Annotated in this window: 24 protein-coding genes; 14 read left to right on the top strand and 10 right to left on the bottom strand. The window is 50.4% G+C overall.

The features are described from left to right. Positions 1-132: 132 nt before the first annotated feature. The 4 genes from KQJ23_RS17005 to KQJ23_RS17020 form a co-directional block, all read right to left on the bottom strand. On the bottom strand, positions 133-840 hold the full coding sequence (locus KQJ23_RS17005) for an AIM24 family protein (protein WP_216480113.1): 708 nt from the start codon (positions 838-840) through the stop codon (positions 133-135). Positions 841-898: 58 nt separating this feature from the next. Then, on the bottom strand, positions 899-1,321 hold the full coding sequence (locus KQJ23_RS17010) for a hypothetical protein (protein WP_216480114.1): 423 nt from the start codon (positions 1,319-1,321) through the stop codon (positions 899-901). 165 nt (positions 1,322-1,486) lie between these two features. Further along, positions 1,487-2,356 carry a DegV family protein gene (locus KQJ23_RS17015; protein ID WP_216480115.1) on the bottom strand — a complete coding sequence of 290 codons (870 nt, stop codon included), beginning with the start codon at positions 2,354-2,356 and terminating at the stop codon, positions 1,487-1,489. Between the two features lie 116 nt (positions 2,357-2,472). Next, a complete protein-coding gene (locus tag KQJ23_RS17020; protein WP_249529852.1) occupies positions 2,473-3,372 on the bottom strand; it encodes an AraC family transcriptional regulator in 900 nt (299 codons plus the stop codon). Positions 3,373-3,536: 164 nt separating this feature from the next. Here KQJ23_RS17020 and KQJ23_RS17025 point away from each other — a divergent pair, with 164 nt between their 5' ends. Further along, positions 3,537-4,949 carry an MATE family efflux transporter gene (locus tag KQJ23_RS17025; RefSeq protein WP_430522312.1) on the top strand — a complete coding sequence of 471 codons (1,413 nt, stop codon included), beginning with the start codon at positions 3,537-3,539 and terminating at the stop codon, positions 4,947-4,949. 101 nt (positions 4,950-5,050) lie between these two features. On the opposite strand, the gene KQJ23_RS17030 is transcribed toward KQJ23_RS17025, so the two are convergent. Then, entirely contained in the window at positions 5,051-6,931 is a 1,881-nt protein-coding gene (locus KQJ23_RS17030; RefSeq protein ID WP_346779421.1) for an LTA synthase family protein, read from the bottom strand. Between the two features lie 553 nt (positions 6,932-7,484). Between KQJ23_RS17030 and KQJ23_RS17035 the strand changes: the two genes are divergently transcribed. Further along, complete coding sequence (locus KQJ23_RS17035; RefSeq protein WP_216480116.1) at positions 7,485-9,506, top strand: endonuclease MutS2; 2,022 nt, start codon at positions 7,485-7,487, stop codon at positions 9,504-9,506. 191 nt (positions 9,507-9,697) lie between these two features. Here the strand turns inward: KQJ23_RS17035 and KQJ23_RS17040 are convergent, their stop codons facing one another. Both KQJ23_RS17040 and KQJ23_RS17045 read right to left on the bottom strand, forming a co-directional pair. Next, positions 9,698-9,919 (bottom strand): hypothetical protein, encoded by a 222-nt coding sequence (locus KQJ23_RS17040; RefSeq protein ID WP_216480117.1) that lies wholly within the window; start codon positions 9,917-9,919, stop codon positions 9,698-9,700. 153 nt (positions 9,920-10,072) lie between these two features. Continuing rightward, positions 10,073-10,573 carry a GAF domain-containing protein gene (locus tag KQJ23_RS17045; RefSeq protein ID WP_216480118.1) on the bottom strand — a complete coding sequence of 167 codons (501 nt, stop codon included), beginning with the start codon at positions 10,571-10,573 and terminating at the stop codon, positions 10,073-10,075. Positions 10,574-10,714: 141 nt separating this feature from the next. Here KQJ23_RS17045 and KQJ23_RS17050 point away from each other — a divergent pair, with 141 nt between their 5' ends. Together KQJ23_RS17050 and KQJ23_RS17055 are read left to right on the top strand one after the other, a co-directional pair. Then, on the top strand, positions 10,715-11,002 hold the full coding sequence (locus KQJ23_RS17050) for a hypothetical protein (RefSeq protein WP_212940108.1): 288 nt from the start codon (positions 10,715-10,717) through the stop codon (positions 11,000-11,002). A 165-nt stretch (positions 11,003-11,167) separates the two neighbouring features. Further along, positions 11,168-11,383 (top strand): aspartyl-phosphate phosphatase Spo0E family protein, encoded by a 216-nt coding sequence (locus tag KQJ23_RS17055; RefSeq protein WP_216480119.1) that lies wholly within the window; start codon positions 11,168-11,170, stop codon positions 11,381-11,383. A 1-nt stretch (position 11,384) separates the two neighbouring features. Here the strand turns inward: KQJ23_RS17055 and KQJ23_RS17060 are convergent, their stop codons facing one another. Together KQJ23_RS17060 and KQJ23_RS17065 are read right to left on the bottom strand one after the other, a co-directional pair. Beyond that, the gene (locus KQJ23_RS17060; RefSeq protein ID WP_216480120.1) at positions 11,385-12,365 is read right to left on the bottom strand and encodes an alpha/beta hydrolase; all 981 of its coding nucleotides are present in this window, start codon (positions 12,363-12,365) and stop codon (positions 11,385-11,387) included. Between the two features lie 240 nt (positions 12,366-12,605). After that, a complete protein-coding gene (locus tag KQJ23_RS17065; protein ID WP_216480121.1) occupies positions 12,606-13,316 on the bottom strand; it encodes a copper amine oxidase N-terminal domain-containing protein in 711 nt (236 codons plus the stop codon). A gap of 203 nt (positions 13,317-13,519) precedes the next feature. Between KQJ23_RS17065 and KQJ23_RS17070 the strand changes: the two genes are divergently transcribed. The 7 genes from KQJ23_RS17070 (at position 13,520) to KQJ23_RS17100 (ending at position 19,321) form a co-directional block, all read left to right on the top strand. Continuing rightward, positions 13,520-14,098, top strand: coding sequence for a GNAT family N-acetyltransferase (locus tag KQJ23_RS17070; protein WP_216480122.1), 579 nt, complete (start codon positions 13,520-13,522; stop codon positions 14,096-14,098). A 27-nt stretch (positions 14,099-14,125) separates the two neighbouring features. Then, positions 14,126-14,863: an energy-coupling factor transporter transmembrane component T family protein gene (locus KQJ23_RS17075; protein ID WP_216480123.1), complete on the top strand. Its 738-nt coding sequence runs from the start codon at positions 14,126-14,128 to the stop codon at positions 14,861-14,863. Positions 14,864-14,955: 92 nt separating this feature from the next. Continuing rightward, a complete protein-coding gene (locus KQJ23_RS17080; RefSeq protein WP_216480124.1) occupies positions 14,956-15,573 on the top strand; it encodes an ECF transporter S component in 618 nt (205 codons plus the stop codon). Positions 15,574-15,576: 3 nt separating this feature from the next. Beyond that, entirely contained in the window at positions 15,577-17,118 is a 1,542-nt protein-coding gene (locus KQJ23_RS17085) for an ABC transporter ATP-binding protein (protein ID WP_216480125.1), read from the top strand. Positions 17,119-17,205: 87 nt separating this feature from the next. Continuing rightward, positions 17,206-18,696 (top strand): MDR family MFS transporter, encoded by a 1,491-nt coding sequence (locus KQJ23_RS17090; protein ID WP_216480126.1) that lies wholly within the window; start codon positions 17,206-17,208, stop codon positions 18,694-18,696. Positions 18,697-18,749: 53 nt separating this feature from the next. After that, positions 18,750-19,100, top strand: a complete 351-nt coding sequence (locus KQJ23_RS17095) for a hypothetical protein (protein ID WP_216480127.1) — start codon at positions 18,750-18,752, stop codon at positions 19,098-19,100. Positions 19,101-19,144: 44 nt separating this feature from the next. After that, positions 19,145-19,321 carry a hypothetical protein gene (locus KQJ23_RS17100; RefSeq protein ID WP_216480128.1) on the top strand — a complete coding sequence of 59 codons (177 nt, stop codon included), beginning with the start codon at positions 19,145-19,147 and terminating at the stop codon, positions 19,319-19,321. A 324-nt stretch (positions 19,322-19,645) separates the two neighbouring features. Here the strand turns inward: KQJ23_RS17100 and KQJ23_RS17105 are convergent, their stop codons facing one another. Further along, complete coding sequence (locus tag KQJ23_RS17105; protein ID WP_216480129.1) at positions 19,646-20,113, bottom strand: MarR family winged helix-turn-helix transcriptional regulator; 468 nt, start codon at positions 20,111-20,113, stop codon at positions 19,646-19,648. A 282-nt stretch (positions 20,114-20,395) separates the two neighbouring features. On the opposite strand from KQJ23_RS17105, the gene KQJ23_RS17110 reads away from it, so the two are divergent. The 3 genes from KQJ23_RS17110 to KQJ23_RS17120 are packed head-to-tail and all read left to right on the top strand — an operon-like array spanning position 20,396 to position 23,751. Continuing rightward, entirely contained in the window at positions 20,396-21,727 is a 1,332-nt protein-coding gene (locus tag KQJ23_RS17110) for an MFS transporter (protein ID WP_216480130.1), read from the top strand. 36 nt (positions 21,728-21,763) lie between these two features. Continuing rightward, positions 21,764-22,477, top strand: a complete 714-nt coding sequence (locus KQJ23_RS17115; RefSeq protein WP_216480131.1) for an ABC transporter ATP-binding protein — start codon at positions 21,764-21,766, stop codon at positions 22,475-22,477. Further along, positions 22,474-23,751, top strand: coding sequence for an ABC transporter permease (locus tag KQJ23_RS17120; protein ID WP_216480132.1), 1,278 nt, complete (start codon positions 22,474-22,476; stop codon positions 23,749-23,751). The genes KQJ23_RS17115 and KQJ23_RS17120 overlap by 4 nt, the downstream gene beginning before the upstream one ends. The last annotated feature ends 66 nt before the right edge of the window (positions 23,752-23,817 follow it).

Below are 23,817 nucleotides of genomic sequence, written 5' to 3' on the forward strand. Positions count from 1 at the left end.
GATTAATGATTCTGCGTGCGGGGGGGGGGGGGGCAATTCTTCACACGTTGCCCCTTTAACGTGCCTGTTTCTGTTCAACTATTCTCCCGTTTGGCTCACCTGAGCATTCCCCAGCTCGCAAATAAGTTTGCGCTACTTAATAATTACGCCCCCAAAGGGAATCACTTCCCGCAGGAACCGCTTTACGATTCCATCGCCGCTCTCCAGCTCCTGCTGGAGACGGCTGCCTCCAGTGGCTTGTACGAGCACAGAGCCTTGACCCGTAATTTTCCACTGGTAGCGCATGTGCTGGCTGGCCAGATGATTGCCGTACACAGCCAGTTCCATCCGCGCGGATTCGGGGTAGGCAACCACGCAGCCTGCCTCTACATATAGCGGCTCAACAGGGTGCAGTTCCAGCTCCAGCACCTGGCCTTGGGTCAGAATGCCGATTTGGCCTTCACCTGAAAATTTCATTTTTACAGCATCCCGGGTGATCATCATATTTTTGATGCTCAGGATACGTGATTCCATAGATATATGATCTGTATAGAAGAATAAATGACGGAAATCGTATAGCAGGTCGCTGCCTCCGCTAAGGGAAATAGCTTTTAGACTAATGCCGGGAGGAAGGGAGGCTGCTAACTCGCAGGGGCCGGTGAAATCCGCCCGAACCAGCTTCCGTTTGCGGTACATCCCCTTGATATTCATCAGCTTGTCTACCCGGTTTGCCGTAGCGCCGCGGTATGCGATCACCTGGGCAGGGTGCAGAATATGAAGCTGCTCACCTTCGTCCAGAAAGAACCTGATGGCTTGTCCGCCATAGCCTCCGCCCGGGTGATGTTGATTTTCGATATTCATATATGGATCTATCCCTTCATGCCAGGCTCTTGATCGGCTTACTGTACAGCTGGATGGGCTAGCGTCTGAGCAGCACCCGGATCAATCGCAGCACCACAAAATAACCTGCAATGAGCAGCACCCCTGTAAGGATCATTATCCGCAGCTTGCGCGACTGATTCTCCCGGACCTGCTGAGCCATCGTTAACGCAGCGACGGATTCCGTCAGCTCCCGGTTTTGCTCAAGCAAAGCCTCGTTCTGCTGCCGGTAAGCCTCCAGGGTGGCGTTCGCCTCTTCAAGCTTGTCCTGTGTCTGCCGATAGCTCTCCTTCAGTTCATTTACTTCACTCGGCAGTTCTGTAATATCCTTGATTCCTTGATACATATCGCTAAAAAAACCGCCCTGGGCATGCGGTGCAGCAGGAATGTACAGACTGCTGCATGCCGCAACCGCAGTGACAAACAGCAGTAGGGCTCTCCGGCACCATCGTTGAAATTGCATTCCCGCCACCTCCATCACATGTCTCGATGATTTTACCCTACAATACGAATGGAACATCCATAAAGTTTCCTTACTCTATCATTACACGGACATAAGTCATATGAAAAAAAGCCGCTCTGCGGGATGCAACGGCATCGGACAGAACGGCATTTCGACAAAGCTTGGTCAAGCGTACATTTGGCAGCCTGGTCGGCGCAAATACATAATCGCTACTGTTCGCGGGCCGCAATGACAAGAGATTGCGCAGCCGCCTTCAATAATGGCAACTTCCTTTGTGTCCGTCTTCTCGAGCAAGGTCGACTTGATATAATCGGCAGCTCGTTCCGCCAGTGTCTGAGCTACGATAATCAACTCGCGGTCGACCTTATGAATATTTTCGGTGAAATGATGAAGCATCCGCTCCACGGCCTTTTCCTTCTTGCCGCGATATTTATCGGCAGAAATAACCATGCCTTCTTTAATGCGGAGTACCGGACGAATCTTGAGCAGGCTGCCCAGCATGTGCTGGACATTGGATACTCTGCCGCCCCGATGAAGATAGTCCAGGCTGTCGACAAGCACTTCGATTTCAACCCGTTCGCGAAGCTCCTCAAGCATGGTTACGACTTGCTCGGCAGTTTTGCCCTCACGTACTGCCTCGGCAGCTTTACGTGCCAGCAAGGCGATTCCGCCGGAGACATTCAGGGAGTCAACGACGAAGATGCTGCCGGCAGGGAAGTCGTCTGCAGCAATCAGCGCATTCTGATAGGTTGAGGATAGTTTTGATGACATGCTAATGAATACAATGGTGTCGCCTTTATCGATATAAGGAGTAAAAGCGCTGATAAAGTCAGCCGGAGAAGGAGCAGTTGTATGCGGTAGCTCCCCGGTCTCATCTACACGGCGGTAAATATCATCCGTAGTTATCTCATGTCTGTCCTTATAGGCTTTCCCGCTAAATACTACATAGAGCGGAATAATTCCGATATCGTACTCTTCCATCCAGCTTTCCGGAACATCCGATATGCTGTCGGCAAATATTTTGACTTGTGTCAACGCTTCTCCCCCAGTAATGAATATTAGATATAAAGTCCTGTAACTTTGATTATAGTGCAAGGAGGGCGGCTTACGCAAAAAAGTCTGCATGGCTGCTTAACGCCGTTGCCTGCCTGCTAACCCCTGTTCCAACTGAAGCGCTGCCGATACTTGCGCGGAGCCAGACCCTCGACCCGGGTGAAGCTGGATGTGAAGTAGGCCGCTTGATTGAAGCCGACCTCCTCCGCAATCCGTTCCACCGGCCAATCCGTCTGCAGTAGCAGCAGCTTGGCTTGATCAATTCGAAGCCGGAGCAGATAAGCGGAAGGAGAGCATCCGAACACGCTCTGCATACAACGGGCGATATACACCGGATGAAAGTTGATGGCCTCCCCAAGCCGTGAGGCCGAGAAAGGCTCGCGATAATGCGCTCTTAGATATATTGCGGCCTTCTCGGCGCAAGCGGATTGGGGGGAGCTATTCTTCGCCTCCAGGGAAGCGGATAGAAGCATAATGATTTCCTGGAACAAGGCCTGCTGCTTTAGCCTGGCACTGGACATATGCGTGCTTTGGTTCAATGAGTCCAGCTCATGGAGGGTATCGAACATTTTTTGCGGCTGAATCAGCTTGGTGAATTGAGGAAGAAAGACCGAATAAGGCGTAACCTCGAAGGGATGGAGCGAAATGAAGCCCTTGGACTCATGCTCATTCATCCCCTGCCCGGCAGCCGGGTATTCATTAAGGACCTTCCAGTCTCCGAGCAATTGAAAATGGAGCCAGTAATGCGCCGATTCGTCCGGACAGCCTTCATAGGCATAGTGATGACAGTCAGGGCGAAGGATGAGCGCATGGCCCTCAGAGATGACATAATCCTTGCCTTCTTCACCGACGAACAGGGTTCCTTTCCGCACGACAAGCAGGTCGAACGCCCCGATATTTTTCCGGCTGGGATGCTTGCCTCCCGGGGGAAGAGCAGCCAAACCGCTCATAATGAAATGAGGCAGCGGGGGGGCGGTGAATTCAATAATATTTGACAACGTTTACAACTCCATTCATGCCGTGATGAGGTTGGAATATTGAAAGATTGAGTTGATTCAATGATACAATAAAAACATTTTTCAATCTATAATGTGATTCATGCTAATAAGATAAGAGAGATACGGCAGGGAATGTCTTACCGTTTTCACAGGAGGTTGAAATTATGATGGAACATCAAGAAGGAAAGGGTAACAAATTTTCCCTATGGATGCTTGCATGGCCGATTTTTATTGAACAATTTTTGCAATTTTTGCTGGGGGCCGTCGATACGCTCATGGTCAGCCGGATTTCTGATAACGCAGTAGCGGTAGTCGGCTTCTCCAATCAGCTGTTTAATGCGCTTATGACGTTGTTTGCTACGGTTGCCAGCGGGGCAGGGATTGTTATAGCCCAGAAAATCGGTTCCCGCAAGGAAGAGGAAGCGCGTACCGTGGCGATCATCGCTTTTAACGTGACCGCGGCAATCGGTCTTTTTCTCAGCCTTATATTAATTGTCGCGCCGCGTCAAATTGCAGCAATGCTGCAGCTGCCGACAGAATTGCTTCCATTGGCAGAGGTTTATATCTCTATTGTTGGCGGAGGCATGATCCTGACAGCGATGATGGCGGTCCTCAGCACGGCGATTCGGAATACCGGCAATACAAAAGGGCCGATGATGACAGCCATTGGGATGAACGTGCTTCATATCATCCTGAACTATGGTTTTATATTCGGAGAGCTGGGATTGCCCAAGCTGGGACTGACAGGTGTTGCCATTTCGACTGTGGTCTGCCGCTTGCTGGCGACGCTCGTGCTGCTGTTCATTTTCCTTGGATCCTTTGTCCGGAAAATCTTGCCGCGCGACTTCTCCGTCTTCGATCGGCTGCTGTTCAAAGAAATACTCAAGATCGGCTGGCCGTTGGGGGTTAACTCGGCTAGCTGGGTATTTTCCCAATTGGCGATCTTTTCATTTCTCTCGATTCTCGGGACGACCGAACTGACAGCGAGGACCTACATGAATACATTAGAATCCTTCTGCTTCCTGCTCGGCTTCTCGCTGGCTTTGGCTGTGCAGATCCAGATTGCGCATTTGTTCGGAGCGGGAAAGACCAAGGAGGCATACAGCGCTGTCTTCAGGGTGCTTAAGGTTGGACTCCCCTTAGTTATCGTGAATGCTTTTCTGCTTGTATTGTTCGGAGAGCATATTATGAAGCTGTTTACCCAGGATCAGGATATTTTAAGCCTTTGCACGGTTCTTTTATGGCTCAATCTGCTGCTTCAACCGGGTAAAATGGTGAATATGGCGATCGGGAACTCCTTGAATGCCGTCGGAGATACCCGCTATACCATGAATATTTCCCTCATCTTCATGTGGGTGGTCGCGACCGGATGTTCTTATCTGTTCGGCGTCTGGTTCGGATTTGGAATTGTGGCGATTTATCTCAGTATGATTAGTGATGAATATATTCGCGGTGTATTATCGTATTTCCGCTGGAGACAGCGCAAATGCCTTCGGCTGAAGGAAGCAGATTTGCAGCGGGAATATGAAAGTGATGATGCTTGTAAATCGGAGTGTGTTCCAAGCCCTGCGATCTAAAAAAACAGGGCAGACCTATAGTCCCCAAAATAAAAAGTTGGACGAGAAAACGCAAGGTTTTCCGTCCAACTTTGTTGTTTGTCCGCTTTTTCGCTCATACTTTATTCTGTGATATCTTCTTCCTTGACCCGATCCGGCAGCTGCTGCACGTAGCTGTCAGACATTCGGAGCAGTTCAAGCGCTTTGTTATATTCGTTCTCGGTTGTGAGAGCCTGACTGACAGCCTCCTCGGTGAACGGATATTGCGTACCATCCTCATACCAGATTCCTGGCATGAACAGTGCTTTATTGTTCAGGAAGGAACCGGAAGGCAAATAATAGCGCTGTGGAAGCAGGTTATATGCATGATTCAGGATATCCTGGCCGAAATGCAGATGCTGATCCAGCGATAATCCCAAAATGTTGGCTACGGTAGGAAGAATGTCGACCTGACCGCCAACATGATCCAGTTCGGCAGGCTCTGCTCCTGGAATCGAGACGATAAGCGGGATGTTGATCATGTCGATATAGCCGTAATCCCGACCGTAGATCTCTTTCATCAGCTCCAGACCGTGTTTATCAAGGGAGTACATCGGCAGGCCAAGATGATCCCCATAAATAATGACTACGCTGTTATCCCAAATCCCGCGGTCTTTCAAATCTTGAATGAATTCCCCAAGCGCATGATCCGCATAGTTCTGGGCACGAATATAATCACCGACCATGTTGTCCTGGTAGCGTTCAGGCATTTCAATCAAATCCTTCTCATGCGGCAGCGTAAATGGATGATGCGCCGTCATGGAAATGACATGGGAATAGAACGGTGTGCCTGTATCCTGCATCTTGTTCAGTTCCTCAGCCGTCTTTTTATACAAGACCTCGTCAGAAGGGCCGAAGAAAACCGTGTCTTCATCACCGAAGAACTCCTGATCGTAATAACGGTCAAATCCCAATGCTTCATAGAGCGCGCCGCGGTTCCAGAAATCAACGACATTGGTATGGAAGGTCGCCGTATCATACCCGGCTGATTTCATCAGCTTCGGTAAACTTGGAAGATCCTTGTCAGGGTAGTTCTGGGTTGCCGCCTCATTATATGGAATATAGAATGAGGTGTTCACCACGAATTCAGCATCGGATGTATTTCCCTGCCCAACCATCTGGTAGAAGTGCTTGAAATACAAATTGTCTTTCGCCAGTGAATTCATGACCGGCGTAATCTCCTGACCGTCGATTTTCAAGTTGATCAGGAAATTTTGAAAGGACTCCATTTGGATAATGATCAGGTTCTTGCCCTGACCGGCTCCTGCATACTTCACATCGATAGCCGGTGTGCTTGCCTTAAGCTTATCGATTTTCGCCTGAGTAATCTGATTCTTGTCTACAAGATCCTCTTGCTTCGTTGAGGATACGATCGCATAGGTTTCATAATTCAGAATGCCCATTTGTTCGGCCTGCTTGATCTCGTTCATGCTAGCCCGGTTCGGCCATACATTAAATAGACAAAGTGCCAGGGAAGCTGCAAACACAACTGCAATAAAGCCTTTATTAAGCTTTTTCAGATTAAAGAAGGCTCTCAGCTTCTCCGCCCGTTTCTTACGGAACAGCCAGAAGGAGAGAACAATGATATCCAGAAAGATCAGCAAATAATAAGGAGCCAGCAGAGAAAATACACTGTTCTTGACGGCGGTTACCTGGTTGACCTGCTGGAGGGCGTGAAAGGTGACAATGACGCCATAGTATTTATGGTACATAATTGCTGCGAAAAAGATGGCGGTCACCGTTAAATTAACAGCCACATAAATTCCGATCTTACGCTTGGACGAGAACATTTCGATCAGGCAGAAGAGCACCCAGATGAAGGGCAGTTCTCTCAGCAGCGGTCCCCATGGCGGTACTCCGTCAAAGATGGAGATCCAGGTAAGATAGGTTTTTAAAATCATAATTATTGTGAAAAAGACAAAGGGCTTCGTATTTCCAAGCCAGGTTCGATTTGCTGCAATCACAGTATGTCCCTTCCTTTCGTTTTATCTCTACGTAAACTCTAAGTAAACACTTCTCATATAATACATGAAATCAAACCAAGAATAAAATAAACCAAATCACATATTTAGCAAGTTATTCCAAGAAAAACTATGCTATACCATGATCCTGCGGGGTTATTGACATGTGGTCTCAATATTTGGTAAATTCAATGTATCCTAAGTGATAGGGAGAGCTATTGATGACGGTGAGCGTTCTTAACTAAGTAATTTCATACGAGCTGATTTTGGAGCAAATGGCGAGGCATGGCTTCTTTTTTTGAAAAGGAACCAAGCAGCCTTATTTTGAATTACCCAATTTCGGTTCTGTGATTAGTTAAGAACACACGCAAAGCATCGATAGCGCTTGATCGCTGTATGCTTAATCGGACCGATATCCGAAGCCGTGCTGTTTCCAGCACGGCTTTTTTTGTTGCTGTAAGCGTCCGGAATGAAGCATATACAGGAGACACAAGGGCAAAGGATGGCATTCGTGCTGTCTTTTGCCCTATTTTTATACCCTTAGGAGGGAATACGAATGGAGAAATTTACGTTACACATGCTTGAGTATGAGAGTATGAAGCAGGATTTGATGGCCTTCGCGGTCACTTACGCCGGTCGGGACAGAATTGCTAAGCTTGCTCCTATGAGCGACAGAAGGAGGATCGAGCGAGAAATGCAAGAGACCGCCGAGGCGCTGCTTCTCGTGGAGCGGGGTTCGAGTGTTCCACTTCCCTCGCTCGAAGGCATCGAAGTGGTTGCTTCGCTCCTCGGCACAGGCTACCTTTTTTCAGAACAGGATCTGACCGCTGTACAGGTTTTTCTTCAGAGCTGCGGACATTTGAGGAAATATATTGAGTCCAAGGGGGAGGCCGCTTGGCAGATCGGTATTCACGCGGCTTCTCTTCGCGATTTGCCTGCCCTTAGACAAGAGATTAATCGATGTATCCGGCATGGAGAGGTAACCAATGAAGCGAGCAGGGAGCTTGAGAAGGTAAGACGCAGAATGGAGATGGCGAAGGAGAAGATCAGCAAGAAGATTCAGGGCTTCATGTCGCGCTATGCCTCCATTCTTCAAGAGAACATTATCAGTCAACGGGGGGGAAGATATGTTGTTCCGATCAAGCGGGAATTCTACAAGCAGGTAAAGGGAAGGATGCTCGACCAGTCTACGAGCGGACAGACCGTATTCATTGAGCCCGATGAAATCGCTGCGCTTCAAGGAGAGTTGGAGGTTCTGCTTGGAGAGGAAGCGCGAGAGGAAGCAAAGGTTCTCGGAATGCTGACGGAGCTGGTAGAGCAGGAGGCAGATACGATTAAGCGTAATATTGAGATTACAAGCCTGTGTGACTTTATCTTTGCTAAAGCGAGGTATGCCGCATCCATGGATGCGGTGCCGGTCATTCTGAATGATTCCGGAGAGGCGGTACTGCGCGGGGCAAGGCATCCAAAGCTTCTCGATGTCATGGTTCCGCTGGATCTCTCCATTGGGAAGCACTATAAAGCGCTCATTATCACCGGACCGAATACCGGCGGAAAGACGGTTGTTCTGAAGACTTTGGGATTGCTTGCACTGATGGTGCAATCCGGTCTGCTGGTCCCGGTTCTGCCGGGCAGTCGCTTCTCAGTTTATCGAGAGGTCATGGCGGTAATCGGCGACGGGCAGAATCTCGAGCAATCGCTGAGCACCTTCTCGGCTCAAATTCACAGCTTGGCGGCGATGCTTCAGGAGGCAGGACCGGGCAGCCTGTTACTCATTGATGAGCTCGCCGCGGGAACCGATCCCGGTGAGGGCATTGCCTTATCGGTTGCTATTCTTGAAGAGTTCAGACGTAAAGGCTCTACCGTTCTGGTAACGACCCATTTTAATGAGCTGAAGACCTTTGCATCCCGTGCGTCAGGCTTTGAGAATGCCCGTATGGAATTTGATGCGGAGACGCTCAGGCCGCTGTACCGGCTGACAATCGGGCTGGCCGGCCAGAGCTATGCGATCGATATTGCCTGCAAGCTGGGAATTCCGGAGGGAATTATCACTCGTTCCCGTGAGCTGGTTGTAACGCCCGTTCATAGCAATTCTTCGCATAGCACGATACTCATGGATATGGAGACAGAGACGGATACCGGGGACATGGACGCGAACTTAGAAGAGAACAACAATCTTCAGCACGACAGAGTGGAGGAGCAAGAGGAGGAGCAAGAGGAAGAGCCTGTGCAAGACCGTGAGCAAGAGCAAACGGATCAGGAGTTTCACCCTTCTGTTCATGAAACCGCCAGACCGGTCTTTGAAGTGGGGGATGCGGTACAGATTCCAGCCTTGGGAAAGATCGGAATCGTGACCGAAGCAGAGGATCATCGCGGAATGGTGGGGATTATGGTTCAGCGGCAGCGCATGAAGATGAACTGGAAGCGGCTGAAGCCTTATCTGAAGAAGGAGGCACTGTATCCGGAGGATTATGATATGGATATCATTTTCGATACGAAGGAGAATCGAAAAAAGAGGCATCTTATGGGAAAACGCCATGTCGAAGGGATGGAGATTATCCGCAAGCCGGGAGAGTAATGAGCTGAGCGGGATAAGCGGTTTGGTTTACATCACAGGTTTTCCTCGGGGATGGAGAAAAGAATGGGATGTTCTAAAGAAAACTTGAAATACCCATAGAAACAAAATGGAATAGTATTATAACAAGACTAAGGAGCTAAGCGGTCAATTCTCGCTCAGCTCCTTGGTCTTGTTTGCCCGATACAACGCGCTTAATTTGCTGCATGAATGCCGACGTTGGAGAATTTAGTGCCTTTCAGCATTAAAATTGTCGTGCGATCACCCACGTTAGCAATTTTAGTGCCTTTCAGCATTAAAAATGTCGTGCGATCACCCGCGTTAGCAATTTTAGTGCCTTTCAGCATTAAAAATGTCGTGCGATCACCCACGTTAGCAATTTTAATGCCTTTCAGCATTAAAATCGAATACGGCACCCGTGCTTACAAATTTAATGCTAATTGCACGCCTTTTTCTGCACCTCAAGGTGAAAGGTACCTCTCAGGGTGAATTCTCACTCCAGAAGGTGTCCCTGATCATCCATGACTTTACTTCTGGACACAGGGGCACCCAAACTTTGCTTCTAGGAGCTAGAACAATGTCAGCGGAGATTGCAAAGACTCCGTCAAACGGTCGGTAAACCGCTCCAGGAAGACTTCATCCTCAGCGCTAAAGCGGCCCTTTAGCGGACTGTCGATATCAAGGACGCCGAGAAGCTGCCCGTCTTTCACAAGCGGAATGACGATTTCGCTGTTTGAAGCGGCATCGCAGGCTATATGGCCGGGGAAGGCGTGGACATCTTCGATCCGCAGCGTCTCCTTGCGTGCTGCGCTCGTACCGCAGACGCCTTTGCCGAGCGGAATCCGGATGCAGGCAGGAAGCCCCTGGAACGGGCCAAGCACAAGCTCTGTTCCGTCGAACAAATAGAAGCCGACCCAGTTAATATCCTCTAAATAAAAGTTGAGGAGAGCGGAAGCATTGGCCAGATTGGCGGTCGTGCTGCTCTCCCCTTCAATTAATGCGTGAAGCTGGGATAAGGCGGCTTGCTCCCGCTCCTCGCGCGTACCTTCATAAGTGCCGGTGTGAAACATAATCGAATGAACCCTCCTTTGTATACAACTCCTATTATAACGCTATTTGGGCTCTCTTGGCTGTTTCCCCAAACTTTTTCAAGGGTAATTTTGTAGCGTAAGGTCGAAGCATTGAAGCCGGAAAGGGAAGGGGGAACATGCATGCGTGCCGACGTGCAAAATTTGTTCATTCGTATTCATATGCTGAACCAAGCTACGCTGGAGAAGCTCACGGTCAGCGGTACATTGGCTCTTCTCGAATCACAAGGCTACAAGGTAGGAGAACGGGAGGTCAAGCAGGAACTGGAGCAGCTGACAGACGCGAATTTTCTTACCTCGTACGAGGATAACTATTCCATCACCGGGGCCGGTATGGAAGAAATGAAGGAAATTCGGGGCGTGCTGGATCATTTGTGCAAGACGGTTAACCAGACGCCTCAAGGAGACTGAATGGTTTGATTTATATCGCAAAATGCCTGGCCAACACTTGAAAGTGGATACCAGGCATTTTTTCTACACCAATCGTCAAAAAAAACCATATTTCATGTAAATTGTATAATATGTTTTTTTGCATCATGCGATACAATGACTGTAAGACTAAGAGAAGGTGATCCTATGACAGTCTCGTACTTTACGAATACAGGCAAAAGAAAGCCGCCAGTCACCAAAGCCAAAATAAGCAACGAGCTGTCGGATATGATCGAGCAGCTCCGTGCACAGCTTGTTCACGCTGCAGAACATAACGGATTCTGCAGCGATATTGTGATCGAGCTGAGCCAGCGTCTGGATACGTATATCGTCATGGCTCAGCATGAAATGGTAGGGCAGTGAGTTATCCGCTCGGAAGGGCAGAAAGCTGATTGGATACGGAAATGCCGGATAGCTCTGGGCTGTCCTCTGCTTCCGGCTCCAGAGCAAGCTGAATCAACTGCCGAACCTCTTTAGTATAGCGCACCGGATCTACAGCATAGGCATTTCCGTGCACCGCTCCTTTTACAAGCAACAGGCTTCTTGGCTCGGGCTTGGCTTCATAGAGTTCTTCGCTCATATAGGTCGGAACATAATTGTCCTCGGTTCCATGAATAAACAGAACGGGAAGCGAACTGTTCTGTACGGCCTTCAAGGGACTGACCTGTTCCATCCGGAATCCGGCACTGCGATGCATCCGGCGATTAATCAAGCCAAGCAGCGGAAAGGCAGGGAGCTTGTTCAAGACGCTCATCTGATGGCGGAGGAGCTTTGTCAGGTCTGAATAGGGGCAGTCTGCAACAGCAAACTTCACATGATGGTCAGCCATGGCAAGGTACTCCAGTACTGTACCGCCGCCAAGAGATTGACCGTGCAGCCCGATAGAGCAATCCTCTCCGTAGTGATCAACAATCCACGCTACCCAAGCAGCGATATCATGCTTCTCCATGTATCCGTAGGTTGTGTATTTTCCCTCGCTTTTCCCGTGTCTCCGCTGGTCGATCAGAAGGAGATTGAAGCCCTCCCTCTGAAACAGCTCAATATACTGTGTAGAAACATAGAGCGAAACGGTATAACCATGGACAAGGATTACCCACCGCTTCCCTTTCTGATAGGGTTCAACCAAATAACCGCCTAGCTTCAGCCCGTCTACCGAGGTGGTCTGCACCTCTTTTTTCTCCAGTCTCTTGAATTTCTCTCTGCTGTACACGCCGCAATGCTCAAGATAGTCGAAAATGCCCTCGCTGCTCTGGTGCTTCATCTGAGTAATCAGTCGGAATCCATAATGACTGCCGATAATTAGTATAACGGAGACACATAATCCGGCGGCTAGCAAGTAAATCATCGGATATCCACTCCTTCCTGCTGATGCTGTAGCTATATGTAGTATCCCCGTTTTTTGTCTAAGAAAATCAGAATTTGGTGTATTTACATTTCAAAGGGAGTCTAGTGCGGAAATGGATCAGACTCTGAATCGCAGCGGAGGCACGGTGAACAGCAGTGAACATACGAAGAAACCCTGTACTTTGAAAAGTACAGGGTTCTTTTACTAAATCGTTTGATGCCGTTTATTCTATAATGTCTTCTATTTAACCAAATACGATGTGGTCAAAGGGACAAATAAGGAAGACCCTGGATCTGCGTCAACGATCTCCACAAATATAAAGTCTGTATCGGCTACATCTACATCGACAGAAACCAGTCCATTACTCGGTGCAACGGTAAGTGATTTCAAGATTGTATTGTTATGATCTATAATTGTGATTTCCTGCGAACCATTAAGCGTTGCCAGTTCAAGATGCAGCGTTGAATATTTGTTTGAAGTCATGATCTGGAAGCTCTTTCCCTGCTTCACGGTGTCGGTGTTCAGGTAAACATCTTTGTAATCTTCGCCGTCATAGGATGTATCCCTGGGGTCTTTGGTATGCCATGCAGAGGTACCCAGTACGGTTTCCGCCAAAGAGCTTAGCGTCAACCTGTCCGCTGTCGGTGAAGGTGCGGAACCACTGCTTCCGCCAATGATCACCGAAGAGGTTGTGTGGTCATACGTAATCTCTGTTCCCAGCAATGTGCCAAGTCCTCGAATAGGCAAATAGGTTGTTCCATCATAGGTAATAGGCAACACAGTCTTGCCGTTGGCATCTTTAACGGTCACGGTTTCCCCATTCATTCTCAGAGAAATCTTGCTGTTCAGATACGCTTTAATGGGCTCTAACCCTGTTGCCGCAAGCGCTCCTGATCCAAACCCAAGCGTCAGTGTACCTAACATTAATCCTATAACGACTTTTTTCTTCATCAATTTCCCTCCTTAATTTGGAATAGATTCCTTTATACATTTAAACCACTAAAGAGGCGGTGTCAATTGCTTTTAGGAGTTATTTCAACAAATTTTTAATAAAAATTTAAAAAAATATTTTTTGTATTCGTCTGTTTTGACGAGAAGAAGGCTTGTATGTTTATATAATTGGGATACCATCATTTGATAAGGGGGGGAGAAGCATGTACAAATGCGGCGGACATATTCCTGTCCTGGAGAGCCATAGACTTAGACTCCGCAGGATGGGACGGAAGGATGCGCCGGTACTGTTCAGCTACTGGAGCGATCCGGAGGTTGTCAAACACATGAATTTGCCTCCTTTTGAAGGTCAAGAGGATGTGTGGCAGCTGATCCATTTGTTAAATGGGCTGTCTGAAAGCGAGGATACGATACGCTGGGGAATTGAACTGAAATCCTCCGGGATACTGATTGGAAGCTGCGGCTTTAATGTGTGGGAGCTTGCCGGCGCTTACCGGGGAGAAATCGGATATGATCTCGGCCGGCAATATTGGCGGAAGGGCTATATGACCGAGGCACTGCATATGCTGCTGTCCTTTGGCTATCATACGATGGGGTTAAATCGAATTGAGGCTTTGGCGGTTCCTGAGAATATTCCCTCGCGGTCACTGCTCCGGACCCTGGGCTTTCAGGAAGAGGGCTTGCTTCGAGAGTATCAGAGGACAGAGAGAGGCTTTACGGACTTATTGATGTATTCTTTGCTCAAAAGAGACTATGAATTAAGTACCAAAAAATCACATTGAAGCTACCTGTGAAAGGCGGGCAGAGAAATGAATACAGGATTGAATCTACATAAGCTGGACCCCCTCTCCAAGCTCGTTGCCTTGTTTTCTGTCGCCTTGCTGGCGATGTATTGGGATACTCCGGCTCCGTTGCTGTTGCTGCTGACACTACTGCTGGTTCTGGCGCGGTATGGAGCAGGTATTGGTTGGCTGAAGCTGTTGGGCCGGATGGGGTATATTATTCTCTTTGCACTCCCGTTATTTGTGATTACAGCAATCAGTGTACCGGGGGAAGGAGCTCAGCTGTTTCCCGGACTTTCAATTTCTGCCGGGGCGGTGTCGTATGCGGCGGCAATTTCGCTCCGTATGTTTTGCATGTTCTTATCTTCAGTTATTTATATTTGGTCGACCGATCCGCAGGATTTCGTTGTTATCATGGCGAATCGGCTGAAGCTTCCCTATCGATTGGTCTATGGTGTATCGATGGCTCTGGCCTTCCTGCCGCTGCTGGAGAAGGAAGGGCGAATTCAAGCCCAGGCTAGAAAGCTTCGGTTTGGACGGGCTCCCCGCGGACTTCGGGAGCGGGCGATGCTTCGACGGGAGAGCCTGGTTGCTGTATTCTCGGGAGCCATCCGCCGTGTGGAGCAGACTGCAGGAGCAATGGAGGCCAAGGGCTTTGGCGCTTATTCAAGCCGTACCTACCTGAGAGAAGTTCGGATAGAACGATCGGGATATGTCATTATGCTTACAAGTTTGATATTTGCGTCAGTGATGATGATGTTTTAGCAGATTGAAAAAAGAAAAGTCTTGACGCATTCTAATTGTCAACTTATATTCTTTAATTAGGTTGACAATTAGAAACGGGAGAGATGAGAATAATGAGTGCAGAAGAAACGAAGAAGAGTATAAGAGACAGAATCCGGTTTTCCGCATTTACTACGGCGGAGATCGTCATGATGGCGATGTTGGCTGCGGCCAACGGAGTGCTGACGATGTACATTTCACCGGTGAATCAATTATTGAACGGCCTCGGCGGGCCTATTGCTACATCCACGATCACAGGACTGTACATGCTCTATGGAATGCTTGCCTGCTACCTGATTCGCAAACCGGGTACAGCCGTTATTACCTTCGGAATCGGAGCGGTAGTCCAGTCATTTATGGGCTCGGCATACGGGATTCCATCCGCCTTTGCGGCAGCTGCTTGTTATATGGTGGTTGCGGAAGCTGTATTCGCGGTATTCCGTTACCGCAAATGGGGAATGGCTCAAATGATGCTGGCAGGCGGGGCCTTGGTGCCGATCTGGTTCTTCTTCGCTGTTAGAATGTTCGGCTATGTGAAGTGGGGCGGAGATATACTTGCCTTGGCCTTGGTTGTACGAATCGTAAGCGGAATTGTTCTGTCCGGGATTCTCTCGAAGCTAGTTGGGGACGCTCTGGTCAAGAGCGGTTTATTACGCCGCTTTGCCGCTGCAAAATCTACGTTGGAAGGATAGGCAATGAAAATAGGTGCGAAGGACAAGCTTCTTCAGGAGGAGCTAAATACGGTGGAATCTGAATCTGCGGCAGAGGAAGCGCTCAGGCTTGAGCGGGTAGGTTATCGCTATAAGGCAGACAGTAAGCCTGTGCTTGATGAAATTACATTTTCTTTGAAGCCAGGAGAATGGGTCACCATTGCGGGGCCAAGTGGTTGCGGCAAGTCTACATTAGCCAGGATACTGGTTGGGGACTTGCCCCGGGCCGGCGGCGGATTGAGAACCGGCGAGGTTATGGTGAACGGCATCGATCCTGCCGATGCCAAGATCGCGGATACGGCCCGGACCATCGGCCTCGTCTTTCAGGACCCGGACGCGCAGCTGGTCTTGGGAAGAGTAGAGGACGAGGTGGCCTTCGGGCCGGAGAATCTTTGCTTGCCGCCGGAGCTGATCCGGCGGCAGGTCGCCGCCGCACTGGAAGCGGCGGGGCTGGAGGAGCGCCGCCGGGACAGCATCGCAGAGCTGTCCGGCGGCGGGCGCCAGCGGACGGCGATCGCGTCCGTGCTGGCGCTGGAGACGCCGATCCTCGTCCTGGACGAGGCGGCGTCGAACCTGGATGCAGCCGGAAGGAAGCGGCTGCAAGAGCTGCTGCAGCGTCTGCACCGGCAGGGCCGGACGCTGCTTGTGGTTACAGGGCGGCTCGACGAGCTCGCCCTGGCCGCTACGCGGCTGATCGTCCTGGACGAGGACGGACACCTCGTCCAGGACGGATCAAGCGACGCGCTGCTGCGCGAAGAGCGGCCGCTGCTAAGGCAGCTCGGCCTGCTCCCTGCGGAGCTGCGAGTCCGCGCGACTGGCGGCGGCTCCCCCAATATGGAGCCGCCTGCGGCGCCGCTGCTGGAGATCAGCGGCTTAACCTTCCAGTACGGCCGTAATGCTCCGGCCGTACTGGAAGACGTCTCGCTGAAGCTCCAGCCCGGGGAGTGGCATCTGCTTACCGGCGACAACGGCTCAGGCAAGACTACCTTGTCCCGCCTGCTGCTGGGCCTGCTCCCGCTGCCGCCGGGCAGCATCTTTTGGCAGGGGCATGATATTGCAGGGATATCCTTGTACAAGCTCGCCGAGGAGATCGGCTATGTGTTCCAGCAGCCAGAGCAGCAGTTTGTCACAGCTAACGTCATGGAGGAATTGCTATATGAACCGCGCTGTCAATTGCGGCTCCGGGCAAAGGATGATCTGCCTAAGCAGGTCATACAGCGGGCGGAGGAGGTTCTTCAACTGTTGGGGCTGTCTTTGGAACAGGATGCCTCTCCTTACCTGCTAAGCGGCGGAAAGAAGCGTCTGCTCAGTGCGGCCTCTGTCTTCATGACGGGCAAGAAACTAATCATCCTTGACGAGCCCACGGCCGGAGCGGACTATCTTGGAGCGGGAAGGCTGTCAGCCTTATGCAGAAAAGCTGTTCAGGAGGGGACCTCGATCCTGATGATTACCCATGAGCCTGAATTTTTTGCCGGGGAATACACAATCCGCTGGCATCTGGAGAACGGGCGGCTCAACCGTACCTAATCCGCCATGCTTTATACTTCCCAATTCCATCCGCATTCGCTATAATGGTTACTTTGAGCCGGAGTGCGCGGAAAGGAAGTTAATAGCATGAAATATTCAGGATTGCAAAGAAAATACATCTTAATCGGCCTACTATTGTCCACTTTTTTGGCTGCGATTGAAGGCACGGTTATTGGGCCTGCCGGACCCAGAATTGTAGGCGACCTCGGCGGTGTGGAGCTGTTAAGCTGGGTTTTCACAGCCTACTTGCTGACGATGGCTGTGGCTACGCCGATATTTGGGAAGATAAGTGACTTATTTGGAAGGAAGCCGGTATTTATCATTGGATCGGTATTATTTCTTGCCGGATCGCTGTTATCCGGTCTGTCGCAGGGCATGGAACAGTTGATTTTGTTCCGGGCTGTGCAGGGGATCGGAGCAGGAGCACTGACACCGGTGACGTTCACGATTATCGGGGATATCTACTCGATTGAGGAGCGGGCCAAGGTCCAGGGCTGGATCAGTTCGGTATGGGGGATATCCTCGCTCGTCGGACCTTTGCTTGGCGGGTATTTCGTGGACTCGCTTAACTGGCGGTGGGTGTTCGGGTTCAATATTCCGTTCGGTTTGCTGTCTCTTCTATTTATAATGAAGCATTTTACCGAGCGTGTAGAAAAGCGCAAAGTAAACATCGATATTCCCGGTGCTATAACCTTTACTGTTGGTGTAACCGCACTACTCTTCGGCCTGGCAATGGGAGGGCAGCAACTAGCCTGGAATTCGCCGCTGCTGATCGGTATATTCGCAGTTGCACTGATTTCGCTGGTGCTGTTCTTTATCGTGGAGCGCAAGGCTGAGGAGCCGATGGTTCCCCTGAAATTGTTCCGGATTCGAGACATTGCCTATTCCAACCTCGCCAGCCTGCTTGCCAGTGCACTGCTGATTGGACTGACTTCATATTTACCCTTATGGGTTCAAGGGGTTCTCGGTAAAAATGCAACCATATCCGGTCTTGTACTCGCACCGATGTCGCTGAGCTGGATGCTGGGATCGGTGTTGGGTGCTCGGTGGATTATCTCCCGAGGCTCGCGGTTGACCTCGCTCATCGGTATGGCCATAATCGCTTTGGCTGCGCTTGGTATGGCGTTTATGAACGAGCACACATCGATTTATTTACTGATGCTTTTCAATGCCCTTTATGGCATTGGCTTCGGTTTTTCATTCGCCGTATTTACGATTATTGCCCAGTCATCGGTGCATTACCATTTGCGAGGGGCGTCCACGGCGTTGAATTCATTCGTGAAGTCCATCGGGCAGACCATCGCGGTAACGGTATTCGGTATGCTCATTAATCTGGGCATCACCTCTCGTCTGCCTGAACCTGCGGCGGGGGCGGATCCGATTACCCAGAATGACATTAATAATCTGTTGTCTCCGGAGAAGGTACATCTGCTTCCGCAAGAGCTATGGGAGCAGCTCAAGCATACGCTGAGCGGCAGCCTGGGCTTTCTGTTCATCGTAATGGCCGTCGTAGCGGCGGCAGGTCTTGTATCTGCTTTTGGCTTGCGAAGCAAGGCCCCGGAACCAGAGGAAATCTAGCGTATAAAATGACATCGTCCTCCGCACCATAATGGGAAAGGGGAGGTGTTACCTTGAATCAAGAAGCAGATTTAAATCTCGATCAGAGCACACTTGTTCACGCCTGGCAGCAGCAACTGCCGGAATACCTAAATCCCGGAGACTCCTTCCAGGTGGAACCGGATCAGGGCAATCCGCAGGCGCTCCGTATTCATATCGATGCGGCAGGCCGGCAGTTTTACTCCTTTGATTTTCAATGCGCTTATATGGATGAGCGAGAGGTTAGAGTAGAGCTGGTGGATGTTGAACGGGATGGCGTGACGGTCAACGAGCAGAGCGAGAAGATTCAGGAGATGACCGGAGATTACGTCCGGCATTTGCATGAATGTGCCCAAGCGCTGCACAAGATCACCAAGCCTTCCTAATCGGCAGGGATACTTGCAGATTCATCTTATGAGGAGGATGGATAGTGGCTAAGACGAGCGGTAATAGGCCGGATAAAAATCTGGCTGGTGTCGTGAATGATCTGGAGGATGCACCGGTGAACAGCCTGGATGCGCAGCAGCGCCAGCAGGATGTAAACGACCGGCGCAGAAGAGATAACCATAATCACCAGCACAAGGTGGATATGGATCCGTCTCATTGATTTATCTTAATCAAAGGGTGTCCGGCAATCATCGTAGATGATTAGGGGCACCCTTTTTCGCGGGGGATGTACGGTGTGAGTACTGGTGCGGTGATTTTAGTGCGAAAAGGCATTAAAATTGCTGGCGTAGGTATCCATGCGGCGAATCACGTGAAAAGGCGGAAGAAGCTGGAGCAACCGCGAGGGAATGGACGGATCCGGATCCAAGCAAAAAAGCCGAAGAGTTCAGCGAGTACCAGCGCTTAACTCCCAAGCTTTTTTACATATTCTTGTACTAGATTGCTCCAAGTGTACTCTTGTGGCAGCACGCACTAATTCGAATGCTTATTTCCTCGATTGGGGAGCCAGCTTCTCAGCCTCACGGCCCATCTTCTTCAGCAGCTCGATCATGATCTGTTTTTCTTCCTCGTTCAATCCGCTTAGCGCGTAATCAATCCGATCCGAAAATTCCGGATACAGCTGGTCCATTAATTCTCTGCCTTGAGGCGTCAAATCTGCATAAATCACACGGCGGTCGCGCGGGCTTGGAGTCCGGTGCAAATATCCGGCAGCTTCCAGCTTGTCGATGACGTAAGTGACATTTCCGCTTTGAAGCAGCAGTTTGGCGCCAATTTGTTGAATGGGCTGCGCACCTTTGTAATAAAGTACTTCCATAACGGCAAATGCCGTAGGGTTGAAGCCTTGAATTTTGCTTCCGGTTACCGCATGTTCGTTAACGCTTTTGAAGGACTTGGAAAATACCCGATATAGGTGCAATGACAAATCCGTTCCGCGTTCTTCCAATTTCAGCATACTCATCCCGCCTTATTCTATATTCTGTATCCATTTAAGTAGTTAGATTCATGTTCATCTTAGTACATGTGTCAATATGGAAAAAATATAATTTATCACAATTTGCAGATTTTATTTTTTTAGATATGTATTTTTTTGAACATTTTCTCATTCTGGAGACCGAGTTCATAATCGTGCCCGGGAACCCGAAGCAAATCCTGCGGCCGCCGGATAACAAGACGTTAAAGATTTTATATAACTGAGTTATGAAATATTAATTGAAACGGTGGGTGGAGAAAGAGGATGAAGAATGAGATGAAATCGGGCGAGGGTCTGTTGAAGAATCGTCCCTATGTGATGCTGCTTACCTCACAGCTGGTATCCAATTTGGGAGATTGGCTGTATTTGCTGGCCCTGCTGACCTTGATCGGATTAAGATGGAACGCTACGCCATGGCAGATTACAATGACCATGCTGTGTATGCTGCTGCCGACCCTGCTGGGCGGTCCGCTCGCGGGGATGCTTGCAGATCGGGTGGAGCGCAAGCGGCTGATGATCATTGCCGATCTAGCCAGAATGGTACTGATTTTAGGACTGGTCTTTGTGACGGAGCTATGGCAGGTCTACCTGTTGCTTATTGTCAAGAGCTCATTTGATGTGATGTTCTCTCCGGCCAAGAATGGAAAGATTAAAGAGATTGTTCCCCATCATCAGCTTGAACAGGCGGTATCCTATAGCGCAATCATCGAGCAGGGCAGCAAAATTATCGGTCCGGCGCTTGGCGGTATGCTGTCTGCCGCCTTTGGACTTTCATCGTGTTTTATGATTAATTCCGTTGCGTTCCTGCTCTCAGCAATCGCATTATGGGGCGTACCGGCAAGAAAAAGAGCGGCAGCTTCTGTTCAGGAAGCGGGAGACTCGGCTAAGAACCTAGAAGGAGCGGAAAAAGCAGGATTCTGGAGAGAGGTTTCGGCCGGCCTGAAAATTATTGCGGGCATCCCGTTGATTTTCTTTGGACTTCTGACTCTGGCCTCAGCCTTGCTGGTTCTGCAAATCGCCGACTCCCAGATCGTGGTTCTGTTCCGCGGTATTCCCGGTGTATCTGAGAATTTGCTGGGCTGGTGCATCACCAGCAGCGGCGTGGGAACGTTCCTGGCCGTAGGTGTAAACAGTCTTTTACGCAAATGGTCGCCATTAACCAAGATGAGCTTTGGAGGTATGCTGGTCGGTCTTGTGTTTGCCGGAGCCGGACTTTTAACCTTGCAAGGAGCACTGGGAACAATAGGAACCGGTCTTATGATGACGATGTTCCTGCTGGCAGGTCTCGGAGCCGGCCTCACATTCATACCGTTCCAGGTTACGTTGCAGCAGCGGACACCGGAGGCCATGACAGGCCGGGTCTTTGGCACCGTGTCCAGCGTAACCTCCGCAGCTGCTGTCATTGGTCCTCTATGCGGGGGGTATCTGGTTACCATGTTTGGTCCGGAACCCGCTTATATTTTGTCTGGCGGCTTGATGACCGTGATTGGTCTGGCCCTGCTATTGTTCAGAAAGCCGATTATAGAGCGTGACCAGGCAGCGCTTCAAACGGCTGGTTTGCAGGAAGGCAACTTTACATCCGCTGCAATGAATTGATATCCTTTTATAAAAGCTAGCGATGGAGTTGGTTGAATGCAAGACGTTTTGCTGGATGTAGTGATCGAAGAAGCCGGGTATGAACCCGGAAATCCGAAGGTCGGGCAGCTCTTATTCCAGGTTAGATCCGGTAGTCTAACGGGGCTGATCGGTCCGAACGGAGCCGGCAAGAGTACGACGATCAAGGCGGTCCTGGGATTGCTGCCCGAAGTAAAGGGGAGCATCGTTTTTTCGGAAAGAAACGGACGCAGCGGAACCTATGCTTATATCCCGGAACAGCCGGTTTACTATGATACCTTGACCCTTTGGGAGCATTTGTCTCTCGCAGCCGCGGTATATGAAATGGATGAGAGGGAGCTGGAGTCTGCCGGGAACCGCCTGCTGGAGAAATTTCGAATGAGCGATGCGCGGGACTTGCTGCCCGGGGGGTTCTCCAAAGGAATGAAGCAGAAGATGATGCTGATGATCGGGTTTCTGCGCAAGCCTGATGTGTATATCGTAGATGAGCCCTTCGTCGGCCTGGATCCGCGGGCTACGCATGATTTCCTGGAATTGCTGGAGGAGGAGCGTGACCGCGGAGCCGGTATTCTATTATGCACGCATGTTCTGGATACGGCAGAGCGAATCTGCAGCGACTTTCTGATGATCTCGGAAGGCTCGCTCGCGGCATCAGGGACGATGGAGGAGATCGCTTTGAAGGCGGGGATGCCGGGAGGCACGCTGTTCGAGTGTTTCAACAGATTGACATGAACAGATTGACTTCTGCCGTGACGGTTCCACGATTATTTTGGAGAAGATGGCTCGATCATGTAAGGCAGCAGGCATCCGTATTGCATGCTGTCATAGATGCGGTCGTCTTTCTATATATCGGAATTCCCGCAGTTCTCCTGCTCGGAAGAGCTTATATCGGCCTATGGCGGGAAGCCTTGCCGGAATGGATCCTGCAATTGCCTGCGGCGGCAGTGCCGGGCCTTCTGCTTCTTTTGCTGCATTATTCGAAAGGACTCATCCTGTTCATAGAGCCTGCGGACAGCTTGTTCCTAAGGCAGGAACGGCGCTGGATGCGCGGTCTGATAATGAGGGCAGTCATTGCGGGGAGCTTAGCGTCCTATGTGAAATTAACCGTGATCGTCTTGTTGCTGGCACCCATTCTGGTACGAGGCTTTTCTATGGAATGGGGAGAGCTGTCGCAGATGCTGGCGGGATTATGCGCCTTCCAGACCGCAGCCAATCTGACGGACCATCTCATTCGGGTGAAGCATGCGCGCTGGAAGCGGTGGATCTGGATTTCCTTATCGGGATTGACGGTAACCGCTGCGTTCCTGGCATGGTATTTTCTGACGGACTGGGGACAAGGCTTGTCCTGGCTGATCCCTCTGGGATGTCTTGGACTTTCCGCCGTTCTGGCTATCCTTCGTCTTCGTCTGCGGGGCAGGCTGGAGTCCGAGCTGCGTGAGGAGCTTCGCGGGAGAACCCGGTTGACGGCGCTGCTGATGTCCCAATCTATACCTCCCCCGAAGCCGGAGCGCTCTCGGCCATGGCTATTCCGCGGCAGCCGAAGATTGCTGCGTTCCTCGCTGCCGGGTGACCGTGCGGCGGAGCTGGCGGCTAAATCGTTCTTCCGGGGCCAGGAGCTACGAACCTATGCCGGATTTACTTTGCTGGGCTGTGCGGCTGTAATTTTTCCGCCATTTCCGGTTAATCTGATCGTGTATCTAGGCCTGGTGCTGCTGCTGTCGCATGGAGTGAACGAGTCAAGGAAGTTCTTCTTCCGCAGCTCGCTTATGGGGATATTGTGCGGGGCAAGGGAGGCGGAAGCAGCCTCCTCCGCCAGAACGATGAAGATGCTGCTCTTTCCGGCCCTTATGCTGATGACCTGTTCCTTTTTCTTCTCCATCACTCATGCCTGGTGGGGAATCCTGCCCGGGATGGCGGCTGGGTATGCTGTGTCCTTGGTGGCAGGGAGCGTGGCTCCTGTCCTCTTCTCAACCGGTTTTCGCCGCATGAGCAAGCCTGGGTCTTAATCATCCGTACCCTGTGCGGTTCCCTACATCCGAAATATATTAAATAAAATTTCCTGTTGACTTTAA

This window comes from Paenibacillus brevis (assembly GCF_018919145.1).
Lineage (GTDB): Bacteria > Bacillota > Bacilli > Paenibacillales > Paenibacillaceae > Fontibacillus > Fontibacillus brevis.